Origin of the sequence: Streptomyces anthophorae (assembly GCF_049310305.1) — a bacterium.
Lineage (GTDB): Bacteria > Actinomycetota > Actinomycetes > Streptomycetales > Streptomycetaceae > Streptomyces.
Window position 1 is genome coordinate 2,357,219 of record NZ_JBLWQQ010000001.1, and the last position, 20,541, is coordinate 2,377,759.

Consider the following 20,541-nt stretch of genomic DNA (forward strand, 5'->3'; position numbering starts at 1 on the left):
CCGGGGAAGGAAGCGTGGGGATGCCGCCGGGACCGGCACAGTACGAGCACCGACACGCACCGCAGGAGCACTGAAGGAGCCGCCGTGCACGACGACCGACACCTCGTGGAAGGCCGCCTGGAGCGGGCGATGCGCCAGTTCGTGCGGCCCGCGCAGTACGGGGCGCGGGTACCGCTGAGCATGAGCGTGTGGCACGCGCCCGGGGAGCCGGTGCCGGTGGCCGAGGCCCTGGAGGGCACGTACGAGCCCTTCGAGCCCGGCACCGCATGGGGAAAGCCGTGGTCCACCAGTTGGTTCCGGCTGGAGGGGCGGGTGCCCGAGGAGTGGGAGGGGCGGCACGTCGAGGCGGTCGTCGACCCCGGCTTCTCCGGACAGGGGCCCGGATTCCAGGCGGAGGGTCTGCTGTACGACGCCTCGGGCGTGCCGCTCAAGGGCATCCATCCGCGCAACCGGCATCTGACGGTCGCGGCGCGCGCCGCCGGCGGGGAGCCGGTGAGCCTGCTCCTCGAAGCGGCGGCCAATCCGACGGTCCTGAGGGACTTCGAGCCCACCTTCCTCGGCGACGTACTGACCGCAGGAGATCGCCCCAACTACCGATTCCGCTCTGCCGACTTGGCCGTACTCGACGAGGAGGTCTGGCACCTCGTCCTGGACGTCGAGGTGCTCTCGGAGCTGATGCACGAGCTGGACGCGGACCGTGCCAGGCGCCACGACATCCTGCGCGCCCTGGAGCGGATGCTCGACGCCCTCGATCTGCACGATGTCTCCGGCACGGCGTCGGCGGCCCGCGCCGAGCTGGCCGAGGTGCTGTCGAGGCCCGCCCACGCGAGCGCGCACCGGATCTCGGCGGCCGGGCACGCGCACATCGACTCGGCGTGGCTGTGGCCGCTGCGCGAGACGGTCCGCAAGGCCTCGCGTACGTTCGCGAACGTCACGGCGCTCGCCCGCGACTACCCGGAGCTGGTCTTCGCCTGCTCGCAGGCGCAGCAGTACGCGTGGGTGAAGGAGCACCAGCCGCACATCTGGGAGCGCATCAAGAAGGCGGTCGCGGACGGGAACTGGTCCCCCGTCGGCTCGATGTGGGTGGAGTCGGACGCCAACATGCCGGGCGGCGAGGCCCTCGCGCGCCAACTGGTGCACGGCAAGCGGTTCTTCCAGGACGAGCTGGGCGTGGAGACGGAGGAGATCTGGCTGCCGGACTCCTTCGGCTACACCGCGGCCTTCCCTCAGTTGGCGAAACTCGCGGGCGCCAAGTGGTTCCTGACACAGAAGCTGAGCTGGAACCAGACGAACAAGATGCCGCACCACACCTTCTGGTGGGAGGGCATCGACGGCACCCGCGTGTTCACCCACTTCCCGCCCGTGGACACGTACAACGCGCAGTTCCACGCGAACGAACTGGCGCGCGCGGAGCGGAACTTCGCGGAGAAGGGCGGCGCATCCCGCTCCCTCGTCCCGTTCGGCTGGGGCGACGGCGGGGGCGGGCCGACCCGCGAGATGCTGGAGAAGGCACGCAGGCTGCGCTCCCTTGAGGGGTCGCCGCGCGTCGACATCGAGAAGCCCGCGGCGTTCTTCGAGGCGGCGCACGAGGAGTACGGCGCCAGGGCCCCCGTGTGGTCCGGCGAGCTGTACCTGGAGATGCACCGCGCCACGTACACCACGCAGGCCAAGACGAAACAGGGCAATCGGCGCTCCGAACACGCCCTGCGCGAGGCCGAGTTGTGGTGCACGGCCGCCGCACTCCACGACCCGTCGTACGCGTACCCGTACGACGCCCTCGACCGGATCTGGAAGACGGTGCTGCTGCACCAGTTCCACGACATCCTGCCGGGCTCGTCGATCGCGTGGGTCCACCGGGAGGCGCGGGAGACCTACGCCCAGGTGCTCGCGGAGCTGGACGGGATCACCACCGATGCCGTACGCCACCTCGGCGGAAGCGAGCCGTCCGCGCTCAACGCCTCCCCGTACCGGCGCAGCGAAGTGGTCGAGCACAACGGCGAGTTGATCCATGTGAACGTCGACGGCCTCGGCACCCGCTCGCTCGCCGAGGCCGCCGCGCACACCCGCGGGCCCGGCGCGCACGCGGCGGCGACGCGGGAGACGGACTCGATCGTCCTCGCCAACGAACACCTCACGGTCGCCATCGACAGCGACGGCCTCCTCACGTCCGTACGGGACCTGAACAGCGGCGGCCGGGAGGCGCTGGCCCCCGGGAGTCGCGGCAACCTCCTCCAACTGCATCCCGACCACCCCACCCAGTACGACGCCTGGGACCTGGACGCCCACTACCGGCACACCCGCACCGACCTCACACAGGCCGAGTCGGTGGAGCTGGTCGAGGAGGGGCCGCTGCGGGTCTCCGTGCGTGTCACCCGCTCGTTCGGGAAGTCCCGGATCACGCAGGAGTACCGGCTCGCGGCGGGCAGCAGGCGCCTCGACGTGGTCACGGACATCGACTGGCAGGAGTCGGAGAAGGTACTCAAGGCGGCGTTCCCGCTGGACGTGCACGCGGAGCGGTCCTCCGCCGAGATCCAGTTCGGCCACGTGAACCGGCCCACGCACGCCAACACCGGCTGGGACGCGGCCCGTTACGAGATCTGCGCGCACCGCTGGCTGCGTGTGGCGGAGGAGGGCTACGGGGTGGCGCTCGTCAACGACTCCACGTACGGCCACGACGTGACCCGCGCCGCGCACGACGAGGGCCTCGGCACCACGGTCCGCCTCACGCTCCTGCGCGCCCCGCACTCCCCCGACCCGGAGACGGACCTGGGCACGCACCGCTTCACGTACGCGCTGCGCCCCGGCGCGACGACCGGCGACGCGGTGGCGGAGGGGCTCGCCCTGAACCTGCCGCTGCGGGTCGCGCCCGCGCCCGCCGTGACCCCGCTGATCGCGGTCGACGACCCGGCGGTGACGGTGGAGTCGGTGAAGCTCGCGGAGGACCGCAGCGGGGACGTCGTGGTGCGGCTCTACGAGTCGCGGGGCGGGCGCGCGGACGCGACGCTGACGGCGGCGTTCCCGGTGGCGGGCGCCGACGAGACGGACCTCCTGGAGCGGCCGCAGCGCCCGGCCGACACGTCCGCCGCGGGACTCGCCCTGTCGCTGCGGCCGTTCCAGATCCTGACGCTGCGGCTGCGGCCCGTGTGATCAGGGGCGCGGCATGTTGCGGAGGTTGGAGCGGGCCATCTGCACCATCCGGCCCACTCCGCCGTCGAGCACGATCTTCGAGGCGGAGAGGGCGAAGCCCGTGACCATCTCGGCGCTGATCTTCGGCGGGATGGACAGGGCGTTGGGGTCGGTGACGACGTCGACGAGCGCGGGGCCCTTGTGCTTGAAGGCGTCCTTCAGCGCGCCCGCGAGCTGCTTCGGCTTCTCGACGCGGACGCCGTAGGCACCCGCGGCGCGCGCGATGGAGGCGAAGTCGGGGTTCTTGTTGGTGGTCCCGTAGGAGGGCAGACCGGCCACCAGCATCTCCAACTCGACCATTCCCAGGGAGGAGTTGTTGAAGAGGACGACCTTCACCGGCAGGTCGTACTGGACGAGGGTGAGGAAGTCGCCCATCAGCATCGAGAACCCGCCGTCGCCCGACATCGAGACGACCTGCCGGTTGCGGTCGGTGAACTGGGCGCCGATCGCCATCGGCAGCGCGTTCGCCATCGAGCCGTGGGAGAACGAACCGATGACGCGGCGCCGCCCGTTGGGCGAGATGTAGCGGGCCGCCCAGACGTTGCACATGCCGGTGTCGACCGTGAACACGGCGTCCTCTGCGGCGAGTTCGTCGACGACGGAGGCGACGTACTCGGGGTGGATGGGCGTGTGCTTCTCGACCTTGCGCGTGTACGCCTTGACGACGCCTTCGAGCGCGTCGGCGTGCTTCTTCAGCATCCGGTCGAGGAACTTGCGGTTCGACTTCGGCTTGACGCGCGGGGTGAGGCAGCGCAGCGTCTCGCGGACGTCGCCCCAGACCGCGAGGTCCAGCTTCGAGCGCCTGCCGAGGTGCTCGGGCCGCACGTCGACCTGGACGATCTTGACGTCCTTCTGCGGCAGGAAGGCGTTGTACGGGAAGTCGGTGCCGAGCAGGATGAGCAGCTCGCACTCGTGGGTGGCCTCGTAGGCGGCGCCGTACCCGAGGAGCCCGCTCATGCCGACGTCGAAGGGGTTGTCGTACTGGATCCACTCCTTGCCGCGCAGGGCGTGGCCGACCGGCGACTTGATCTTCTCGGCGAACTCCATGACCTCGGCGTGCGCGCCGGCGGTGCCGCTGCCGCAGAAGAGCGTGACCTTGTCGGCCTCGTCGATCAGCTCGACGAGCTTCTCGATCTCGGCATCGCCGGGGCGGATGCTGGGCCGTGAGGTGACGATCGCGGTCTCGATGGACTTCTCGGGCGCGGGCTCGTCGGCCACGTCGCCGGGGAGCGTCACGACGCTGACGCCGGACTGACCGACGGCGTTCTGGATGGCGGTCTGGAGGACGCGCGGCATCTGCTTCGGGCTGGAGATCATCTCGCTGTAGTGCGAGCACTCCGAGAAGAGCCGGTCGGGGTGGGTCTCCTGGAAGTAGCCGAGGCCGATCTCGCTGGACGGGATGTGCGAGGCGAGGGCGAGGACCGGGGCCATCGAGCGGTGGGCGTCGTAGAGGCCGTTGATGAGGTGCAGGTTGCCGGGCCCGCAGGACCCTGCGCACGCCGTCATCCTGCCGGTGATCTGTGCTTCCGCGCCCGCGGCGAAGGCGGCGGTCTCCTCGTGCCGGACGTGGATCCAGTCGATCGCGTCGTTGCGCCGGATCGCGTCCACGACCGGGTTGAGGCTGTCGCCCACGACTCCGTACATGCGCTCGACGCCCGCGCGGACGAGGATGTCGACGAACTGCTCGGCGACGTTCTGCTTGGCCATGACTCACGCGCCCTTTCGGAACCCGGTCTCCGCTGTGCTTCCCGACTCTTGTGGGTTCCATGAATTCATACGGGGCGTGCTCACGCCTCCCAGACGGCGGCAGCCGTTCGGTCGTCCGCGTATCCCTTCACCCGGACCTGGGTGTCCGCGAGGAACGCGGCGAGGCCCGGAGGATCGGCGTCCGCCCACCTGTTCGCCAGGTGGCGGGCGAGGTCCGGCTCGCCGCGGAGGGGTTCGGCGAGGCCCGGGGAGCAGAGCAGCAGCGTGTCCCCCGGTCGGGCGACCGAGGCGCGGAACCGGAAGGCGTCACGGGGTGGCGGGGGCGCCGGCTCGTAGGGGCTCGGGGGTGTCGTGATGCTCAGGTCCATGGTGAGCCGGTCGCCGTCCGGGGTCTCGGCGGGCGGCGACGAGCCGAAGCCCACGACGGGGGCGCCGCTCTGCTCGGCGACGCTGGGCTCTATGTCCCGCCACTCGCCGTCCCGCAGGCGGAAGAGGCCGCCACCGCCGACGCCGAAGAACACGCGGGTGCGGCAGGCCGGGTCGGCGGGCAGCAGCAGGCACCTCAGCGTCGCCGCGTACTCCTCCGGGTCGAGGCCCTGCTCGGTGGCGCCGGCCCGGAGCTTGCCGAGGCTGCGGTCCGTGAGCCGGTGCAGCCCTGACTTCAGGTCGCCGCGGCGCCCCGCCCGCACGTCCTCGGCGAGCCGCGTGTGGCTGAGCCCGACGGCCCGCCCGATCCACTCGCAGACCTCGGCGGCGGCCCGGTGCGCGCCGGGCGTGGCGCGGGCGCCGGTGGCCATCGCGACGAGGATCAGCGCGCCCGGCCCGTTCCCGAACCGGGCGGTGAGCAGGCTGTCCCTGCGCGGCTCCCCCCGGTACCGCGCGGAATCCCCCCGCACGGACACGGCCCGCAGGGTCGAGACCCCGCACCGCGCCCCGTCGAGCACGGTGTCCGCGACGAGCTCGTCCAGATCCTCGGGGTCGGCGAGCGGCAACGCGGTGGGCTCGGCCTCGTAGGTGGGGGGACCGTCGCCTACGTAGATGACGGAGGGTGTCCCGGGCGGTGCCGGGAGGGCGCCCGCAGGGGGCGGGGCATTCTCCGCGCGAGCCGCGTCCGGGGCGGCTGCCGGGTCGGGCACCCCTGCCGGGGGCGGAGCGGCGTCCGCGCGCGGGGCCTTGGGCGGAGGCGGTCCGGCCTCTCCGTAGGGAGCATCCGGCGGGGCGGGAGGTGCTTCAGGCAGGGGCGGGACCGCTGCGGTCCCGGGCGCGTCCGACGGTGACGGGGCGGGCTCGGCGTGGGTCGCCTGCGGCGGCGGTGGAGCGGCTTCGGGCCGGGGCGCCTCCGGAGGCGGAGGGGGCGCCTTCGGCAGAGGTGGGGCGGCTTCGCGTCGAGGGGCCTCCACCGCAGCCATGCCGGTATCGATGCGCGGGTCTCCCGGCGGCGGCGGCTCGCGCAGAGGCTCTTCGGCGCCGGCGTCCGCCGCGGGCGTCGCAGCGGCCGGGTCCGGTTCCGGTGGCAGCGGCGGCGTGCTCGTCCCCGGCGTGGGCTCCGGAAGGGGTGCGGCGGTTCCGGGCTCCCCGGAAGGAAGACCCGCGGCGCCCCAGACGTGCCGCGTCTGCGGGTACACGGCGTGGCGGGGCTCCGGGACGGGTGTGTCGCCCTCGGCTCGCGGGGGCTCCTGCGAACGCGGGGCCCGAGGGCCCGGCTCCGTCCCGGAGTCGCCCGGTGCGCGCGGAGCGGCCACCGCTCCGGCGGAGGTGAAGCGGTCGTCCAGGGTGTCCGGGGTCGGGGTGGGCCCGGTGTCCTCGGCGGCCGCCTCGTTGTCGTACAACTTCCCCCACCAGTCGTCCCCTTGGGCCGGCCGACCGGTGTGCCTCTCCCCCTGCTGGCTCATGCCCTCATTGTCCACGGCACGGCCCGTACGAAAACGGGGCCTCGGGAAAACCCCACCGAAATGGGCCCGCCGGACGGCCCCACCCCCCACGGGAGGACCGCCCGGCGAACCGGATCGGGTGAGCGTCCGAACTAACGCACGTCGTACGCCCTGTTGACGGTCTGCGTGACCGAGTTGCCCTTCGAGTCGGTCAGTTGGACCTTGAGGGTGACCTGCTCGCCGGTGGCCCCCGCGTGGTCGACCGTCGCCGTCCACTTGCCGTCCCGCTTCGAGGTCCGCGCCTCGGTCCAGGTGTCCCCGCCGTCGTACGAGTACGAGAGCGCGGCCTTCGTCAGGGCGCCCGGCTCGTAGCCCGCGTGGCCCGTCGCCGTCAGGTCGATCCGTTGGCCGTCCCGCGCCGCGAGCGTCTTCATGCCGTCCTCGGGGAACGTCGTCCGCGGGAAGAGCAGCGGGATGCCCTGCGAGTACGTGTCCGCCTCCTCGTGCGAGCGGAACGACCACGTCGTCGTGGTCTGCGGCGAACGGAGCCAGGTCTTGCCGCCGTTCAGCTTCATCGTGTTCAGGGTCAGTTCGTAGGCCGCGTCCCCGGAGGGAACCGTGAACACGCCGTACGGCCACCCGCTGGAGCCGAGCTCCTCGCCGTTCCGCTTCAGCGCGACGTTGCCGATGTCGCCGAACGAGCCCTGGACGCCGAGGTGTTCGCCGTCGCCCCAGAACCCGGGCGCGACGCCGATCAGATTGCCCTGGCGTTCCGCGGCGAGCGCCTGCCCGCCCGAGCCGTCGAGCGGGGTGGTGGGGGCCATCGCGCCGCCGTACCACCGCTCCGTCCGCTTCTCGCCCTTCTCGTAGCTCCGCACCGGGTCGATCATGAACTCGCCCCAGGGGAAGCTGCTGGACACCTGATGCCCGTACCCGGTCGTGCCGGGCGAGTACAGCTCGGTGCGGGTGGTCGGCGCGGCGACGAGCGCGAGGTCACCGAACGAGGTGGCCAGGCCGTTCGGGCGGGACACCGACGGCAGGTCGATGTAGTCCGTGGCGGCGCCCATCGCCGTGTAGGTGGCCTTGTTCACGGCGAGATCCTTGTCCGACACCCGGTAGGCGCGGTCGTCGCGGATCTGCCCGGTCTCGGGGAACGCCAGCGTGTAGACGTACGGGCTCTTGGCCGTCGCCTTCCAGTGGAGCGTCGTGGCGCCCGCCGCGATCCGCCCGGCGAGCGCCGCGCCCTCCGCCGTCTCCAGCGCGAGCACCGGGATCGGCGCGCCGACGAAGCCGACCGCCGGGTACCAGCGGCCCGCGGCCTCCCGGTACAGGACGACACCCTTGGCGCCCGCCTTGACCGCGGCCTGCGCGACCGTGCTCGCGGAGCCGCCGTCGGGCAGCTTCACGAGCGCCAACTTGCCCTTGGAAGCGGCCAGTTCATCGGCCGTACCCGCTCCCGCGGAGACGATCTCCGAGGTCCCCGTCCCGTCGAGGTTGGAGGAGTTCGTGGAGCCTGTCACCGGGTGCAGCGCCGGCCCGTCGACCACGCCGAACTCGCTGATCTGCGGCGCGGCGGCCCGCCAGAAGCTGTCGAACTCGAAGTCGCCGTCGCGGACTTCGCCCTGGACGTCGGCGTAGTAGCCGCGCACGGTGCGCGAACCCTGAATGCTCGCCGCGTGCAGCCAGTTGTCCTTGCCGAAGGTGCGGGCGAAGCCGAGGGTGGCGCCGCGCGTCTCGCTGTCCCGGTCCGTCCGCACGCTCAACTCGTGGGCCTTGCGGGCGTCGAGGACGACGGTGGTGTCCTTGCTGAGGTTGAGCTGCGGACGGCCGATGAACGTCGCCGAGTTGATCTGCGTGCCCTCGGTCTCCGGCGTCGCGACGAACGCGGACAGCGCGTACGCGCCGGGTCTGACCTGGTACGTCTGGTCCGTGGCGCCCTCGTTCGCGCGCCGCTCGCCGGTCGCGACGTCGGTGCCGACGAGGTCGATCGAGGAACCGGCGGCGGCCGGCCTGCCCTGCCGGTCGACGACCTTGACGCGCAGGGTCACCGTCTCCGGCTGGACGTACAGCGAGAACGGGGTGCTCAGGTGCGTGCCGCCGGGCCCGGTGGCGAGGATCCGGCCGGTGACGTCGCCGTACTGGGCCTTCTTGAGCGACGCGGTCGGGTCGACGGCCAGCGGGACCTGGGCGGTGCCGCCCGCGGGGACCGTGACCGTACGGGCGCCGATCCGGGCGACGGAGGACTTCACGGCGGAGCCGTCGTTGCCGGTGACCCCGTCGACGGCGAGGCTCAACTTCACCGGCTTGTCGGTGGTGTTGGTGTACGGCACCTGGACGGTGGTGCGGTCGCTGCTGTCCTGCGGCCAGTTGAAGGTGCCGCCCTGAACGGCGCCCGCGCCGAGTATCCGCTGGTCGACGGCGGCCTTCACGTCGAGCCGCCCGCCGCCGGTCTCCCGTACGTCACCGGGGATGCCGGAGTCGGCGGAGGCGACGAGCGCCTGCTTGATCCGCTGGGCGTCCCAGTCGGGGTGGCGCTGCTTGACGAGGGCGGCGGCGCCCGCGACGTGCGGCGTCGCCATCGACGTACCGCTCATGGACTGGTACGCGTAGACGCCCCGGCCGCCCGCCGCGGCGGCCTTGATGGCGACGCCGGGCGCGGCGATCTCGGGCTTGAGGGTGTGGGTGCGCCGCACGGGGCTGCGGCTGGAGAAGCTCGCGGTCCCGTCGGCGCCGTCGACGGCGCCGACGGTGAGCACCTCGGGCACGCAGCCCGGCGAGGAGACCGTGTTGAGGGCGGGGCCCGAGTTTCCGGCCGCGATGACGAAGAGGGTGTCCTTCGAGGACCGCGCGAGTTCCTGCGTGGCCTGCGACATGGGGTCGGAGCAGTCCAGCTCGTCGGGGTTGCCGAGCGACATGGACACCACGTCGGCCTTCTGGTCGACGGCCCACTGCATGCCGGCGATGATCCACGAAGTGGCGCCGGAACCGCCGTCGTCCAGGACCTTGCCGTTGAGCAGGGTGGTGCCCGGGGCGACGCCCTGCTCCTTGCCGCCGCTCGCCGCGCCGGAGCCGCCGACGGTGGACGTGGTGTGCGTGCCGTGGCCCTGGTGGTCGTCGGCGTCGGCGGAGTCGGTGAAGTTCTTCGACTCGGCCACCCGGCCCTTGAGGTCGGGGTGCTCGGCGTCGACGCCGGTGTCGAGGACGGCGACCTTGGTGCCCTTGCCGTCGTAGCCCGCGGCCCACGCCTGGTCGGCGTGCACCTGCTTCGTGGAGTCGGCGAGCAGCGACTTCACCTTGGCGTCGAGCCAGAGCTTCTTCAGGTCCCCGGCCGCGCGGGAGCGGGGACTCGAGACGTCGTCCCAGAACTCGGCGGCCTTCTTCTTGTCGGCCTTCAGGGCGACACCGTCGACCGGGTCGAGGACGAGGCCGCGCTTCGCGCCGCGCGGCGCGGCGGGCGCGGCCCGGGCGACGTCGACGGACGTGTCGTAGGTGGCGATGAGCGGAAGCGTCGCGCTGTGCCGGTCGTCGTAGCCCTGCCGGATCAGGCCGGTGACGTTGAAGAGTTCCTCGTCGACGCGGCCGGCGGCGAGCGCCTTCGCCGCGCTGTCCGGGTACACGTACAGGTCCTTGCCGGACTGCCTGGTCTGGAGCAACGGGGTGCCGCCGTCGGCGCCGGGCAGGGCGGCCGCGGCGGGGCGCCCCTTCGCGTCGGTGGTGACGACGACGCGGTCGCCCGTGACCAGCGTGACCGTGGTCGCGGAGTCGTTGGCGGCGGAGCTCTCGGCAGCGGCGGAGCTGCCGACGAGCGGCCTGCCGCCGTCCGGGGCACTCCCCTCCACGGCCCCGGACGGGACGGCCGCGGTGATGCCCAGGGCGACGGCGGTCGCCGTGCCCAGGGCCGCACGCGATATCGGGCGCATCGCTCTCCCCAAGTAGAAGCACGGGTGAATACGGGCCAAAGGCCGTATTCCCGGCGGGTGTTGGTGCTGCGGTGGCGCCACATTGGCAGAGTGATGGCCGGTACAGGGAAGATGGGTGCGGCGGGAATGTGCCGTGGCTGTTTCCCGCCACGGGGGGGTGTTGGAACGGTTCACTGGGGAGGGGATCGCCGCATGCTGCACGCGATAGGTCTGGACGAGGGGCACGAGGCGGCGTACCGGGCGCTGGTCGCGGTCGGCGCGGCCGACGTCCCCGATCTGGCGCGCCGGCTCACCCGCGCCGAGCCCGAGACCGAGCACGCGCTGCGCCGCCTGGAGCAGCACGGGCTCGCCGCCCAGTCGTCGGCGCGGCCCGGACGCTGGGTCGCGGCGCCGCCCGGGGTCGCGCTCGGCGCGCTGCTCACCCAGCGGCGGCACGAGCTGGACGAGGCGGAGCTGGCGGCGGCCCGGCTCGCCGCGGAGTTCCGGGCGCAGGCCACCGAGCCCGCCGCGCACGATCTGGTCGAGGTGGTGACCGGATCGGCGGCCGCGGCCCAGCGGTTCCTCCAGATCCAGCTCGGCGCGGCCGACGAGGTGTGCGCGCTCGTCACCGGCAATCCGATCGCGGTGCCCGCCACGGAGAACGACGCGGAGGAGCGGGCCGTCAGCCGGGGCGTCGGCTACCGGGTCGTCATCGAGCGCGAGGTGCTCTCCATGCCGGCCGGGCTCACCGAGCTGTCGGCGGCGATCGGCCGGGACGAGCAGGTACGGGTCGTGGACCGGGTGCCGACGAAGCTGGTGATCGCCGACGGCGCGCTCGCGATGGTGCCACTGACCCGGCACGCCGCGGAGCCCGCCGCCCTGGTGGTGCACGCGAGCGGCCTGCTGGAGACGCTGAACGGGCTCTTCGAAGCGGTGTGGCGACAGGCGCTGCCGCTGCGGCTCGGGGCGTCCGGCGAGGTGGAGGAGGTCGCGGCGGAGGGGCCCGACGGCCTCGACCTGGAGATCCTTTCGCTGCTGCTCGCCGGTCTGACCGACGCGAGCGTGGCCAAGCAGCTGGACCTCGGGCTCAGGACGGTGCAGCGGCGGGTGAAACGGCTGATGGAGCTGGCGGGCGTGACGACGCGGCTACAGCTCGGGTGGCATGCGTACGAACGGGGCTGGGTGGCCCGCTGAGGCCCGTGGGGACTCTTTTGACCTGCGCTTTCGCCGCACTTGGGGGACCCTGTCCACATGGGAGCGTGGGAACTCCTCCTGGTCGGTGCCGTGATGGCGCTCGGCCTGTGCGGGGTGCTGGTGCCGGGCGTGCCCGGATCGTGGCTCGTGTGGGCCGCGGTCGCCGTGTGGGCGCTGCGGGAGCCGGACGGCCTGGCCTGGGGTGTCCTCGTCGGCGCCACCGTCGTCCTGCTCGCCTCCCAGGTGCTGCGCTGGCAGCTGCCGCCGCGCCGCCTCCGGCAGGCGGGCGCCACCCGCCGCCTGGAGTTCTGGGCGGGCGCGGGCGCGGTCATCGGGTTCTGCGTCGTGCCGGTGGTCGGGGCGGTGCCCGGGTTCATGGGCGGGATCTACGTGTCGGAGCGGCTGCGGCTCGGGAGCCACGGGGACGCGCTCGCGTCGACGCGCACGGCGATGCGGGCCGGCGGGTCCAACGTGCTGGTGGAGCTGTTCGCGTGCCTGCTGATCGTGGGGGCGTGGCTGGGCGCGGTGATCTGGGGCTGAACGGCGGACTTTGCCGAACCATTACCATCGGGGAATCGTCCACGCTGGAGACACGCCTCGTATGCATTCCCTGACCCAGGCCGCCACGGCCGAGCCCACCGGCGGCCTGGCCGGATGGGCGGCCGATCTCATCGGCACGCTCGGCGGCCCCGGCGCCGGATTCCTGATCGCCCTGGAGAACCTGTTCCCGCCGCTGCCGAGCGAGGTGATCCTGCCGCTGACCGGCTTCGCCGCGAGCATGGGCTCGATCACGCTCGTCTCGGCGATCGTGTGGACGACGCTCGGCTCGGTGGCCGGCGCGGCGGTCCTGTACTGGGTCGGCCGGGTCATCGGCCGGGAGCGGATGTACGCGCTGTGGGGCCGGATGCCGCTGGTGAAGGTCTCCGACCTGGAGCGCACGGAGGCGTGGTTCCAGCGGCACGGCACGAAGGCGGTGCTGCTCGGCAGAATGGTGCCCGTCTTCCGCAGCCTCGTCTCGATCCCGGCGGGCGTGGAGCGGATGCGCCTTCCGGTGTTCCTCACGCTCACCGCGGTCGGCTCGCTGGCCTGGAACGCGGCGCTGATCCTGGCCGGGTACTGGCTGGGCGACCAGTGGGACCTCGTGGAGCAATACGTCGGGGTGCTCTCGAAGGTGGTGCTCGGGGCGGCGGTGATCGCGCTCGTGGCGTATGTGATCGTGCGCGTGCGGAGCCGCGCGAAGCACGACGCGTAGGAACGAACGGGTGGAGGGGACGGAGTGGACGGCGGCGTGAAGGAACTGCCCGCTGCGGGGGCGGCCGGGCTGTGGCTGGTGGAGACGGCGGCGGAGGCCTCCGGCACGGGCGCGACGGACGGGCTCGACATCCTCGACGCCGACGAGAGGCGGCGCGCCGCCGCCTTCCACTTCGACCGGCACCGGGTGCGCTACGTCGCCGCGCATCGCGCGCTCCGCACCGTCCTCGGCGAACGACTGGGCCGCGACCCGGGCGACGTACGGTTCACGCGCCTGCCCTGCCCCGGCTGCGGCGGCCCGCACGGCCGCCCGGCCCTCGTGGACACCCCCGGCCTGCACTTCTCCCTCTCCCACAGCGGCGACCTGGCCCTGGTGGCGCTGGCGCCCGCGCCGGTCGGGGCCGACGTGGAGGAGCTCCCGTCGTCCCAGGTCGCCGGGGAGCTCACGGCGGTGCTGCACCCGCGCGAGCGCGCGGAGCTGGCGGCCCTCGCGGAACCGGAGGAACGGCGCCTCGCGGTCGCCCGCGCCTGGGTCCGCAAGGAGGCCTACCTGAAGGGCCTCGGCACGGGCCTGTCCCGCGGCACCAACCGCGACTACGTCGGCGTGCTCGCCCACTCCCCCGGCGCACCGGAGGGCTGGACGCTGCGGGACGTGCCGGTACCGGAGGGGTACACGGCGGCGGTGGCGCTCGCCCCGTGAACGCCGTCGGGCTTCCCGCGCACCGCCGTCAGAGGGAGCCCTCCAGCGTCAGCAGCTCCACCTTCTTCTCCAGGCCGCCCGCGTATCCGGTCAGCGAGCCGTTCGCACCGATCACCCGGTGGCAGGGCCGCACGACGAGCAGGGGGTTGGCGCCGATCGCGCCACCGACGGCCCGGACGGCGGCGCGCGGGGCGCCGATGCGGGCGGCCACTTCGCCGTACGTGGTGGTGGCCCCGTACGGCACGTCGTCGAGCGCGTCCCAGACCCGCCGCCGGAACTCGGTGCCCTCGGGCCTCAACTCCAGCTCGAACTCCTTGAGTTCACCGGCGAAGTACGCGGCGAGCTGCCGCTCCGCCTCGGCGAACGGCGCGGGATCGCGCACCCATCCCTCGCCGACGACCCGGCCACCCTTCTGCCCGGGTACGGAGAGGGAGGTGAGGGCGCCGGAGGAGTCGGCGGTGAGCAGCAGCTCACCGAGCGGACTGGGCAGAGTCGTGTAGGCCGTGGGGTGTGCCGTACGGCGTTCTGTGGTCACAACTGTCCTTCTACGATGAGGTGTTGACGCGCGTACGAGCGCCAGGGGCGCCACGCGTCATCGGTCGGGGAGTCCTCGGGCACGCCCACGTCCGGGTCGCCCAGGGCGCGCAGCCGGATCAGGGCGGCGGTGCGCGGGGACATGCCGGGCACCGCGCGCAGCGCCGCTTCGGCGTCGTCGCGGTCGGCGCCCGGGTCGAGGCGGAGCGCGCCGGTGTGCAGGGCGCGGGCGAGTGCGCCGAGCGTGCCGGGCTCGTCGGACAGGTCGTCCGGGGCGGGGAACAGCCGGTCGACGGCGCCGCTGGGCGCGTCGAGCCGCTTGCCGTACCGCTCGACGAGCCGCGCGGCCCGCTCGGGTCCGGCGACCAGGCGCAGTGCCAGTTCGTCGGGGTCGGCGGCGCCGGGCGAACGCAGTCCCGGCCGGGCGGCGACCAGCGGCGCGAGCCGCGGGTCGAGGGCGAGGCGCTCGTCGATCGCGTACGGATCGGCGTCGAGGTCGAAGAGGCGGCGCAGGCGGCCGACGGCGGTCGTCAGATCCCGCAGGTCGGTCAGCTGGAGGCGGGCGTTCAGCCAGCCGCCCCGGTGCTCGGCCTGCGCGCCGGGCTGGGCGTGCGTGGTCTCGTCGACGCGTACGACACCGGTGCCGTACGGGAGGCGCAGCGCGCGCCGGAAGGTGCGGGCGCCGGGCCGCCCGGTCAACTCCTCGACCCCGTCGAGGAGTTCGGAACCCAGCAGGTCGAAGACGGGGCCCGCCTGGTAGGCGCCGCGGTGGGCGAGGCGCAGCGGGATTCCGGCGGCGGGGGCGGCGGCACGGCGCTTGTCGGGCGCCTCGGCGCGCAACTGGGTGGGGGTGCGGGCGTACACCTCGCGGATCGTGTCGTTGAACTGCCGGACGCTCGCGAATCCGGCCGCGAACGCGATCTCCGTGACCGGCAGCGGGGTCGTCTGGAGCAGGACGCGCGCGGTGTGGGCGCGCTGGGCACGGGCGAGTGCGACCGGGCCCGCGCCCAGCTCGGCGGTGAGCTGGCGCTGGACCTGGCGGGCGCTGTAGCCGAGCCGGGTGGCGAGCCCCCCGACGCCCTCGCGGTCGACGATCCCGTCGCCGATGAGCCGCATCGCGCGGCCCACGACGTCGGCGCGCACGTTCCAGTCGGCGGAGCCCGGTACCGCGTCGGGGCGGCAGCGGCGGCAGGCCCGGAATCCGGAGCCCTGGGCCGCGGCGGCGGTGGCGTAGTAGCGGACGTTGTGCCGCTTCGGGGTGACCGCGGGGCAGCTCGGCCGGCAGTAGATCCCGGTCGTCTCGACGGCGAAGAAGAACTCCCCGTCGAACCGCGCGTCACGGCTCCGCACGGCTTCGTATCGCGTGTCCTCATCGGTCATCACGCTTCAAGTGTGCCGTGCGACCGCTCCGCGAGCTGGCGGCTTTCGGACGCCGAGGCCGTGGCAACTCAAGCCCCGCCGGCGATTGAGGCGCGGGGTCCGGGGCGGAGCCCCGAGGCCGCAACCCCGGGGCGGCGGCCACCCGGCCTGCTTTCGCGGCACCGGGCGCCGCCTTGCCCACCCTGCCGCCCAAGGCGGCAGATTGCCCAAGGCGGGACCGGACCTGTCGCGCCCCGTCCGCGGGTGGGCAAATCAAGCCCCGCCGGCGATTGAGGCGCGGGGCCCGGGGCGGAGCCCCGAGGCCGCAACCCCGGGGCAGGCCGAACGAGCTAGCGGAGGCGCCCCCGTTTCGCCTCCAGCGCGGCCCGGCCCTCGGCCCCCCGCTGCTTCCACACCTTCCGCATATCGGCCCGCAACCTCGCATCCGTCCGCGCCGCGAGCCGCTCGTTCTCCCGCAGCAGCTTCCGGTAGCTGTCGAGACGCCGCTCGTGCAGCGACCCGTCCGCCAGCGCGGCCAGCACCGCACACCCCGGCTCGACGGTGTGCGCGCAGTCGTGGAACCGGCAGTCCTCCGCGAGCCCAGCGATCTCCGCGAAGACCTGCCCGACGCCGCCCTCGGCGTCGTACAGGCCGACCCCGCGCAGCCCCGGCGTGTCGATGAGCACGCCGCCGCCCGGCAGGGCGAACAGATTGCGGGTGGTCGTGGTGTGACGCCCCTTGCCGTCCATGTCGCGGACGGCCCGGACGTCCATGACGTCCGCGCCCATCAGCGCGTTGGCCAGCGTCGACTTCCCGGCCCCCGACTGGCCGAGCAGCACGGACGTACCGTCGGCGACGACCGCCCGCAGCACCTCCGTACCGGCCCCGTCGAGCGCGCTGACGGGCAGCACCTGAACGCCGGGCGCGGTCGTCTCGACGTCGGAGACGAGGTACGACAGGCCCACCGGGTCCGGCACGAGGTCGGCCTTGGTGAGGACGACCAGGGGCTGCGCGCCCGATTCCCAGGCCAGGGCGAGGAACCGTTCGATCCGCCCGAGGTCGAGCTCGACCGCGAGCGACACCGCGATGATCGCGTGGTCGACGTTCGCGGCGAGGATCTGCCCCTCGGACCGCTTGGAGGACGTGGAGCGCACGAAGGCGGTCCGGCGCGGCAGATACGCCTGTACGTAGCGGGGGTCGGCGCCGGCCGGGTCGACGGCGGCCCAGTCGCCGGTGCAGATGACCTTCATGGGGTCGCGGGGCACGACGTACTCGGTGTCGGCGTGCACGACCCCTTCCGGCGTGACGAGGTCGCACCGCCCGCGGTCGACGCGCAGCACCCGGCCGGGCACGAGTCCGCGCTCGGCGAAGGAGGCGAACGCATCCGCCCAGTCGGCGTCCCAGCCGTACGCGTCGAGACCGGAGGTGGTGGAACCGGAAATGGAACCAGAAGAAGAGGAGGACGAGGAGGACGAGGAGGACAAGGGGTGACCCTTCAAAGGGTGGCCCCGGCACAGGAAACGCAGAGAACGCGCAGAACGCGAAGAAAGGTTGAGGTCAGCCGGTGGCCACGGAGGTGGACTTGACGAACTTCCGGATGCGGGCAACGCCCGTCTCGACGACAGCCATCGGTCGACACCTCCTCGATCACGCGCTCGGCGCACTCCACGGCGGCCTTGGCCGCCCCAACGCCGACGACGATAACCCCGCCCCCATCCACCCGCCACCGGTTTTTCACGTGGTCACCCCCGGTGTCGGTGGACGCCACACACATCGAACACGCACCATGACACGGTGTCACTCCCCCACCAGCCCCAGCAGCCCGAAGATCCCGAGCCGTCCCAACAGACGCCCCTGCCCCGCCACATGGTGGTGTGCGGCGACGACGCGTTGGCCGAGCGGCTCGGCACCGAGCTGCGTGAGCTGTACCGCGCCCAGGTCACCATCGTCGTACCGTCGACGCGCACCGCGGGCGAACCCGCGCAGGGCGGCGGCCGGATGCGGGCCGCCGCGCTGCTGAGCCGGGTGCAGGCCGCGATGGGCCGGCTCGCGCCGTCCGACGACGACTCGCTCGCCGGTCAGGCGCCGCGCGTCATGGAGGCGGCGGTGCTCAGCGAGGACGTGCTGACCGAGGCGGGCGTGGCGCGGGCGGACGCGCTGGCCCTGGTGCACGACGACGACGAGACCAATATCCGCGCCGCGCTCGCGGCCCGCCGTCTCAATCCCCGCCTGCGCCTCGTGATCCGGCTCTTCGACCGCAAGCTCGGCCAGCACCTGGCCCAACTCCTCGACCAGGCCGCCGCGTTGGCGCGGCCGGAGCTCATCGGGGAGGGTCTCGACACCTCCACCACGATCCTGTCCGACGCCGACACGGCCGCGCCCGCGCTCGCCGCGACCGCCGTGGCGGGCACCGGCAAGGTGGTGCAGGCCGACGGGCTGCTGCTGCGCGCGGTGGAGCGCGCCCCGCGCGGCCGGGGCAGGCCCCCCGCCGCCCCCGGCCTGTGCACGCTCGCGATCCTCTCGTCGTCGAACAACGACCCGTCGGACACGGAGGGTTCGGACACCTCGGGCCAGGAGGAGCCGGTGCTGCTGCCGGACGACCGGGAGATCGCGGCGGCGGTCGGCCGCGGCAGCGTCGCCCTCGACACCGTCACACCGTCGGAGCCCGCGCTGCCGCCGCGCCGCCTCGCCGCGCGGGCACTGCCGCTCGGTTCGCTGTTCTCGCGCCGGGTGCGCTGGTCGCTCGCGGTGCTCGTGGTGTGCGTGCTCGGCCTGGCACTCGCCACCTGGGCGACGACCGAGTCGAATCCGTGGCGGGCCGGATACCTCACCATGCTCGACCTGTTCGCCATCGACGACCCGGCGATCGGCGAGCCCGCGGCCCGGCAGATCATCCAACTCCTCACCGGATTCGCCGGGTTGCTGCTGCTGCCGGTCCTGATGGCCGCGGTCCTGGAGGCGATGGGCACCTTCCGCACCGCCTCCGCGCTGCGCCGCCCGCCGCGCGGCCTGTCCGGACACGTCGTGCTGCTCGGGCTCGGCAAGATCGGCACCCGCGTCCTGGCGCGGCTGCACGAACTCGGCGTCCCCGTGGTGTGCGTGGAGGAGAACCCGGAGGCCCGCGGCATCCCGCTCGCCCGCCGCCTGCGCGTGCCGACCGTCGTCGGCGACGTACGCGACGAGGGTGTCCTGGAGGCCGCGAAGGTGAGCCGCTCGCGCGCCTTCCTCGCCCTCACCAGCCTCGACACCACCAACCTCGAGGCCGCCCTGTACGCCCGCTCGGTCAAGCCCGACCTCCAGGTGAGTCTGCGCCTGTACGACGACGCCTTCGCCACCGCCGTCTACCGCACGCTGCGCGCCGCCCATCCGCTCGCCCTCACCCGCAGCCGCAGCGTCACGACCCTCGCGGCACCGGCCTTCGCGGGGGCGATGATGGGCCGCCAGGTCCTCGGCGCGATCCCGGTCGAGCGCCGGGTGCTGCTGTTCGCCGCGCTGGATGTGGCGGGCCATCCGGAGCTGGAGGGGCGTACGGTCGCGGCGTCGTTCCGGGCCGGGTCCTGGCGGGTGATCGCCGCGGACTCGACCGCGCCGGACGAGCGGCGGTCCGGCCCCGCGGCCGGTCCGGAGGAGGACGGCGAGGAGCGGGAGCCGGGACTCGTATGGAAGCTGGACCCCGACTACGTACTTCGGCCGACCGACCGTGTCATCCTCGCCGCCACTCGTCGTGGTCTCGCCGAGCTCCTGGCCTCGCAGGCCTCGCACTCCGCGTATGCGTCACGGCCGTGAGCCGTCGTTCGGCCCCTCGGAGGGCCGAACGACCCGGTCCGCCGGGCTCGCTCTCGCAGTACGCTCACCCTAGTATCCGTTTCAGACGTTTCGCCCGTCTATGTCCCATACAGCAATCCAGGGAAGGGGCTCACCCGTGACCAGTGGCCTCAACACCGACACCGTCGGTCCGGTGGACGTCGCCGTGCTCGCCTTCGACGGCAATCGCTTCAGCGGCGATGTCGCGCCCGCGCTGCGGGATCTTCAGAAGGACGGGACCGTTCGGATCCTCGACCTCTGCTTCATCCGGAAGGCGGCAGACGGGTCCGTCGATGTCGTCGAGCTCGGCGACCCCGAGGTCACCGAGCTGTTCCAGCAGGTGGCGGACGTGCGCTTCGACCTGCTCAGCGACGAGGACCTGAAGACGGTCTCCGACAACCTTCCGGCCTCGTCCTCCGCGCTCGTCCTGGCCTGGGAGAACACCTGGGCCGCCCGCCTCGGTACGGCCGTGCGCGACTCGAACGGCCAGGTGCTGATGCTCGAGCGGATCCCGAGGGAGACCGTCCACGAGGCCATCGAGGCCCTCGCCACGGCCTGACGGCACAGCGATTCATCGACACATCGACGCAAGAGAACGAAGAGGACGGTCAGCATGCCGCAACGATTCGGACGGCCCGGACTCCTTGGCACCATCGCCCGTACGGCGGTCATCTCCGGCACGGCGTCCGCGGTCTCGGGGCGGGTGAACCGCAGGATGGCCGATCGCGACATGCGCCGCGAGATGGATGCGCAGGCGCAGATGGCTCCGCCGATGCAGCCGGTGCCGCAGGCGGCGCCGGTCGCCGGTGGGACGGACCGCGTTTCGCAGCTTCAGGCGCTTGCGGAGTTGAAGGCGCAGGGGTTGCTCACGGATGAGGAATTCGCGCGCGAGAAGGCGCGCGTTCTCAACGGGTGAGTGGCACCGGCCGGCCCACCGCCCCACACGGTGAGCCGGCCGGAGTTTTTGTTGCGGTCGACCGTCCGCAGGTCACGGGGCTCTGCCCCGGACCCCGCGCCTCAATCGCCGGCGGGGCTT

General features: G+C 73.1%; 14 protein-coding genes. 8 read left to right on the forward strand and 6 right to left on the reverse strand.

All coding sequences use genetic code 11. From position 1 onward, the window contains the following. Positions 1-84 precede the first annotated feature (84 nt). Positions 85-3,147, forward strand: a complete 3,063-nt coding sequence (locus ACNYS0_RS10600) for an alpha-mannosidase (RefSeq protein WP_422472655.1) — start codon at positions 85-87, stop codon at positions 3,145-3,147. Here ACNYS0_RS10600 and ACNYS0_RS10605 read toward each other — a convergent pair whose 3' ends face one another. From ACNYS0_RS10605 to ACNYS0_RS10615, 3 genes are all read right to left on the reverse strand, one after another. Continuing rightward, complete coding sequence (locus ACNYS0_RS10605) at positions 3,148-4,893, reverse strand: pyruvate dehydrogenase (RefSeq protein WP_422472657.1); 1,746 nt, start codon at positions 4,891-4,893, stop codon at positions 3,148-3,150. Positions 4,894-4,973: 80 nt separating this feature from the next. Next, positions 4,974-6,785 carry a protein phosphatase 2C domain-containing protein gene (locus ACNYS0_RS10610; protein ID WP_422472659.1) on the reverse strand — a complete coding sequence of 604 codons (1,812 nt, stop codon included), beginning with the start codon at positions 6,783-6,785 and terminating at the stop codon, positions 4,974-4,976. Positions 6,786-6,916: 131 nt separating this feature from the next. Further along, positions 6,917-10,684 carry a S8 family serine peptidase gene (locus ACNYS0_RS10615; protein WP_422472661.1) on the reverse strand — a complete coding sequence of 1,256 codons (3,768 nt, stop codon included), beginning with the start codon at positions 10,682-10,684 and terminating at the stop codon, positions 6,917-6,919. 192 nt (positions 10,685-10,876) lie between these two features. Here ACNYS0_RS10615 and ACNYS0_RS10620 point away from each other — a divergent pair, with 192 nt between their 5' ends. The 4 genes from ACNYS0_RS10620 to ACNYS0_RS10635 all read left to right on the forward strand — a co-directional run bounded on the left by ACNYS0_RS10620 (position 10,877) and on the right by ACNYS0_RS10635 (position 13,808). Further along, positions 10,877-11,857, forward strand: a complete 981-nt coding sequence (locus ACNYS0_RS10620) for a helix-turn-helix transcriptional regulator (RefSeq protein ID WP_422472663.1) — start codon at positions 10,877-10,879, stop codon at positions 11,855-11,857. 57 nt (positions 11,858-11,914) lie between these two features. Beyond that, on the forward strand, positions 11,915-12,397 hold the full coding sequence (locus tag ACNYS0_RS10625; RefSeq protein WP_422472665.1) for a DUF456 domain-containing protein: 483 nt from the start codon (positions 11,915-11,917) through the stop codon (positions 12,395-12,397). Between the two features lie 61 nt (positions 12,398-12,458). Next, positions 12,459-13,109, forward strand: a complete 651-nt coding sequence (locus tag ACNYS0_RS10630; RefSeq protein WP_422472667.1) for a DedA family protein — start codon at positions 12,459-12,461, stop codon at positions 13,107-13,109. Positions 13,110-13,145: 36 nt separating this feature from the next. Next, positions 13,146-13,808: a 4'-phosphopantetheinyl transferase family protein gene (locus ACNYS0_RS10635; RefSeq protein WP_422472669.1), complete on the forward strand. Its 663-nt coding sequence runs from the start codon at positions 13,146-13,148 to the stop codon at positions 13,806-13,808. Between the two features lie 28 nt (positions 13,809-13,836). Here the strand turns inward: ACNYS0_RS10635 and ACNYS0_RS10640 are convergent, their stop codons facing one another. The 3 genes from ACNYS0_RS10640 to rsgA form a co-directional block, all read right to left on the reverse strand. Continuing rightward, positions 13,837-14,343, reverse strand: coding sequence for a methylated-DNA--[protein]-cysteine S-methyltransferase (locus ACNYS0_RS10640; protein WP_422472671.1), 507 nt, complete (start codon positions 14,341-14,343; stop codon positions 13,837-13,839). Beyond that, the gene (locus ACNYS0_RS10645) at positions 14,340-15,722 is read right to left on the reverse strand and encodes a bifunctional transcriptional activator/DNA repair enzyme AdaA (protein WP_422472673.1); all 1,383 of its coding nucleotides are present in this window, start codon (positions 15,720-15,722) and stop codon (positions 14,340-14,342) included. The genes ACNYS0_RS10640 and ACNYS0_RS10645 overlap by 4 nt, the downstream gene beginning before the upstream one ends. A 329-nt stretch (positions 15,723-16,051) precedes the next feature. Beyond that, positions 16,052-17,143, reverse strand: a complete 1,092-nt coding sequence (rsgA, locus tag ACNYS0_RS10650) for a ribosome small subunit-dependent GTPase A (RefSeq protein ID WP_422482577.1) — start codon at positions 17,141-17,143, stop codon at positions 16,052-16,054. Between the two features lie 424 nt (positions 17,144-17,567). Here rsgA and ACNYS0_RS10655 point away from each other — a divergent pair, with 424 nt between their 5' ends. From ACNYS0_RS10655 to ACNYS0_RS10665, 3 genes are all read left to right on the forward strand, one after another. After that, positions 17,568-19,487: a potassium channel family protein gene (locus tag ACNYS0_RS10655; protein ID WP_422482579.1), complete on the forward strand. Its 1,920-nt coding sequence runs from the start codon at positions 17,568-17,570 to the stop codon at positions 19,485-19,487. 136 nt (positions 19,488-19,623) lie between these two features. Continuing rightward, the gene (locus ACNYS0_RS10660) at positions 19,624-20,064 is read left to right on the forward strand and encodes a DUF6325 family protein (protein WP_422472675.1); all 441 of its coding nucleotides are present in this window, start codon (positions 19,624-19,626) and stop codon (positions 20,062-20,064) included. 54 nt (positions 20,065-20,118) lie between these two features. Continuing rightward, positions 20,119-20,421, forward strand: coding sequence for an SHOCT domain-containing protein (locus ACNYS0_RS10665; RefSeq protein ID WP_422472677.1), 303 nt, complete (start codon positions 20,119-20,121; stop codon positions 20,419-20,421). The last annotated feature ends 120 nt before the right edge of the window (positions 20,422-20,541 follow it).